At 69.3% G+C, this 4359-nt stretch carries 4 protein-coding genes and 1 pseudogene; all 5 read left to right on the top strand.

Annotated elements, in window-relative coordinates; all coding sequences use genetic code 11:
• The first annotated feature begins 140 nt into the window (after window positions 1–140).
• On the top strand, window positions 141–1970 hold the full coding sequence (locus RTM68_RS16390) for a molybdopterin-dependent oxidoreductase (protein ID WP_312172958.1): 1830 nt from the start codon (window positions 141–143) through the stop codon (window positions 1968–1970).
• Window positions 1971–1973: 3 nt separating this feature from the next.
• The gene (locus RTM68_RS16395) at window positions 1974–2999 is read left to right on the top strand and encodes a tellurite resistance/C4-dicarboxylate transporter family protein (RefSeq protein WP_312172961.1); all 1026 of its coding nucleotides are present in this window, start codon (window positions 1974–1976) and stop codon (window positions 2997–2999) included.
• Between the two features lie 38 nt (window positions 3000–3037).
• Window positions 3038–3430, top strand: coding sequence for a TOBE domain-containing protein (locus RTM68_RS16400; protein WP_312172964.1), 393 nt, complete (start codon window positions 3038–3040; stop codon window positions 3428–3430).
• Between the two features lie 3 nt (window positions 3431–3433).
• Window positions 3434–4219, top strand: coding sequence for a molybdate ABC transporter substrate-binding protein (modA, locus tag RTM68_RS16405; protein WP_312172967.1), 786 nt, complete (start codon window positions 3434–3436; stop codon window positions 4217–4219).
• Window positions 4216–4359: pseudogene (locus RTM68_RS16410) on the top strand (molybdate ABC transporter permease subunit); the annotation flags it as partial. The gene modA and the pseudogene RTM68_RS16410, both read left to right, overlap by 4 nt.

The following is a 4359-nucleotide window of genomic DNA, read 5'->3' on the forward strand; positions in this document are numbered from 1 at the left end:
GGGAGCGACGAGCGGCTGCATGGCCCCAGGCTATGCCGGGATGGCGGAATTCTCGCGTTCCTGCGGGGATTCTGTCAGACTCCGAGACATGCGGGCGCCCCACCCGGTGGCGTCCGGTGACGACCGCACAGGGGGATCGCATGGCCGACGCCGGAGGATCCGCGGTGGAGCCGACAGCCGAGCAGGCGCCGCAGACGCACGCGCGCACCGCCGCAGAGCAGAGGTCTCAGCAGCTGCGGGAGGTCTCGCCGCGGTTCCGGGACGCGCTCGACTCCCGCCGCCATGACCGGGTGGGCGCCGACTGGGCAGGCGGGCTCCCCGCGCAGTACGGAGTCGCCCCGCGCATCCGCGTCGGCCGCACGAAGTGGTTCAACCTGCTGTGGCTGATCCCGATCGCGGTCGCGCTCATGATCGCCGGCATCGCCGTGGCTCGGGGCATCATCGACACCCCCGTTGTCCGCGACTTCCTGAACGACTACCCCGGCGCCACAGCGCTGCCCGAGGGCACACCCGAGGGCTTCCCGCTGTGGATGCGGTGGCAGCACTGGCTCAACGTCTTCTTCATGTTCTTCATGATCCGCTCGGGGCTCAGCATCCTCGCCGATCATCCGCGGCTGTACTGGACCCGTCATTCGACGCCGGGGCGCGAGTGGTTCCGCATGCAGCGGCCGGTGCCCGTCGACGACCCCACCTACACGGCGAAGGGCGACTCGCTCACCCTGCCCGACGGTGTGGGCCTGCCCGGACGACGCCACTCGATCGGCCTCGCGCGATGGTGGCACCTGAGCATCGATGTGCTGTGGCTGCTCAACGGCATCGTGTTCGTGGTGCTGCTGTTCGTGAGCGGCCACTGGGCGCGCATCGTGCCGACGAGCTGGGACGTGATCCCGAACGCCCTGTCGACGGCGATCCAGTACCTCTCGCTCGAATGGCCGACCGAGAACGGCTGGGTCAACTACAACGCCCTGCAGATGCTGGCCTACTTCATCACCGTCTTCATCGCCGCACCCCTGGCGCTGCTCACCGGCCTCGGGATGTCGCCTGCCCTGTCGACGCGGTTCCGCCGCATCAGCCGCGTCTTCAACATCCAGTTCGCGCGCTCCCTGCACTTCCTGGTGCTGTGCTGGTACGTGATGTTCGTGGTGGTGCACGTGGCGCTCGTCTTCGCCACCGGGGCGCTGCGCAACCTCAACCACATGTACGCGGGCGACGACACGACCTCGTGGACGGGATTCTGGATCTTCGTGGCGACCTCGGCGGTGCTGGCCGTCGTCTGGGTCGCGGCGACGCCGTTCACCTACCGGTATCCGCGGGCGATCCGTCGCATGGGAATGGCACTGATCGGTCCTGTGCAGCGTCTCTTCGAGCACGTCGACTCGAAGCCGGGCGAGTACACCGAGAAGGACATCTCGCCGTACTTCTGGTCGAACGGCCGGGTGCCCGACAGCGATGAGTACAAGAGGCTGCAGGAGGGCGGGTTCCGCGACTACCGGCTGCGCATCGGCGGGCTCGTCCAGCAGCCCGTCGCACTGAGCGTCGACGACCTGCGCGAGATGGCGCGCCACGACCAGATCACGCAGCACTTCTGCATCCAGGGATGGTCGGGCGTCGCGAAGTGGGGAGGGGTGTCGATGGCATCCGTCCTCGATCTCGTGCGCCCGACGCCGGAGGCGAAGTGGGTCGTCTTCTACTCGTTCGCGGAGGGTGCGGAAGGCGGCCTCTACTACGACGTGCAGGACATCGATCAGATGCGGCACCAGCTGACGATGCTCGCGTACGACATGAACGACGAGCCGCTGACGTTCTCGCACGGGGCGCCGCTACGGCTGCGCAACGAGGTGCAGCTCGGCTTCAAGATGGTCAAGTGGATCCAGGGGATCGAGTTCGTCGAGAAGTTCGAGGACGTGGGCGGCGGCCTCGGCGGCTATAACAACGACCATGAGTTCTTCGGGTACCGGCAGTCGATCTGATCCATGAGCATCCGCACGGCCGTCGCGGCGATGCCGCCCGCGAGCTTCTCATTCGTGATGGCGACGGGCATCGTCGGCACGGCGTTCACGACGGCGGGGTACCCCGGCGTCGGCGTCGCCGCCCTGATCCTCGCCACGGTCGGCTACGTGCTGCTCGTGATCGCGACGATCGTGCGGGCTGTGATCGCGCCGGCGGTGCTGCGCCGTGATGCGCGCGACCCGGGGCGGGCGTTCGGGTTCTTCACGGTCGTCGCCGCGACCGGGGTCACCGCGACGCTCGCCGCATCTCTCGGCATCCGGTGGGTGCTGCCTGGGGCGCTCGTCATCGAAGGCCTGCTGTGGCTGCTGCTGATCTACGGGCTGCTGCCGTGGATCGTCACGCATCCGTCGGTGCGTCCTCTGCTGCCGACCGTCGACGGCGGGTGGTTCCTGCTCGTGGTCGCCACACAGTCGCTGTCGGTGCTCACGAGCACGGCAGCCGGCGACCACCACCTGCTGTCACTCGCCGCGCTCGGTCTCTGGGGTGTCGGGGTGGTGGTCTACCTGCTGCTCATGGCCGTCGTCGTGGTGCGATTGCTGTCCGACGCCGAGGGAGCATCCGATGTCGCGCCGACCGCGTGGGTGCTGACGGGCGCGACCGCGATCTCGGTGCTCGCCGCGAGCCGCGTGCTCACGGCCCCGACGCCGGCGCTGCCCGAGGCCGCGGGCGCGGTGACGGTCATCGCGATAGTGCTGTGGTCGTTCGGCACCTTCCTGATCCCCTTCCTCGTCGGCCTCGGCGTCCGCGACCTGGTGCGTCGGCCGGCGGCCCGGCGTTTCACGGTCGGATGGTGGAGCATCGTGTTCCCCATCGGCATGTATGCGACGGCGACGCTCTCGTTCGGCGTCGCGGTCGGCATCGCCGAGTTCGAGACGATCGGTGCGATCGCGGTGTGGTTCGGAGGGGTCGCCTGGGTGCTGGTCGCGGTGTTCGGAGTCGTGCGGGCCGTGACAGCATCCCGGCCGAAGGAATCCGCTTCTGCGGATTGAGCGTGGTTGATGTTCCGCATCTGCGGTAATCTGCTCCCATGCAGAGCTTTCGGATCTCCCGCGCCGCCCAGCTGCTCGGGGTGAGCGACGACACGGTGCGCCGGTGGATCGACCAGGGCCTGCTGCCGACGACGGATGCCGTGCCCGCCGAGATCCCGGGCGATGCCCTCGCTGCTCGTGCCGTCGCGCTCGCCGAGGAGGCGCAGGAGTCGGATCACGCCCTCTCGAGCGCCCGCAACCGCTTCGTGGGCATCGTGACCCGCGTGCAGATCGACGGAGTGATGGCGCAGGTCGACCTGCAGTCCGGACCCCACCGCGTCGTCTCGCTGATGTCGGCCGAGGCCGCCCGTGAGCTGCAGCTCGAGGTCGGCTCTCTCGCCACCGCATCCGTCAAGGCGACCAACGTCGTCGTCGAAGTGCCGAAGGACTGACACATGAACCGCACCCTCCGCACGTCCCTCGCCGCAGTCATGACCGTCGCAGCCCTCGCGCTCGCCGGGTGCGCTGCGGGAGCGGACTCGCCGACGCCGGCCGCCACCGATGATGCGGCCGAGAGCTCCCCGAGCGGTGAGCTCACGGTCTACGCCGCGGCCTCGCTGTCGACGGCGTTCGACGAGATCGGCGACGCCTTCACCGCCGAGAACCCCGACGTGCAGTTCAGCGGCGTCTACGACGGCTCGTCGACGCTGGTCACGCAGCTGCTCGAGGGCGCTCCGGCCGACGTGTTCGCCTCGGCCGATGAGGCCAACATGGACAAGCTCGAGGATGCCGCGGTCGATCCGACCCTGTTCGCCTCCAACACCCTCGTGATCGCGGTGCCGACCGGCAACCCCGGCGGCGTCGAGACCCTCGACGGCCTGGCCGAGGTCACCACCGTGCTGTGCGCGCCCGAGGTTCCCTGCGGTGCGGCCTCCGAGACGCTGCTCTCGAACGCCGGTGTGACGGTCGACGCGGCGAGCCTCGAGCAGAACGTGACCGCGGTGCTCACCAAGGTCGCCGCCGGTGAGGCCGACGCGGGCCTCGTCTACGCGACCGACGTGATCGGTCGAGACGACGTCGAGGTCATCGTGCCCGAGGGGGCCGACGAGGTCGTGAACCACTACCCGATCGCGGCGCTGTCCGAGGCGCCGAACTCGGCCGCGGCCGAGGCGTTCGTCGCGTTCGTGCTCTCGGACGAGGGTCAGCGGATCCTCGCCGACCTCGGCTTCGGGGCGCCGTGAGCGCGGCCGCAGCGCGCGGCTACATGCCGCGCGCGCTGGCCGTCCCCGCGCTGATCGGTCTCGCGTTCCTCACCCTTCCCCTGGCGGCGTTGATCGCCCGCGTCGAGTGGTCGACCTTCGTCGCCGATGTGACGTCGGAG

It is taken from the genome of Microbacterium sp. (genome assembly GCF_031988965.1).
Classification (GTDB): Bacteria; Actinomycetota; Actinomycetes; order Actinomycetales; family Microbacteriaceae; genus Microbacterium.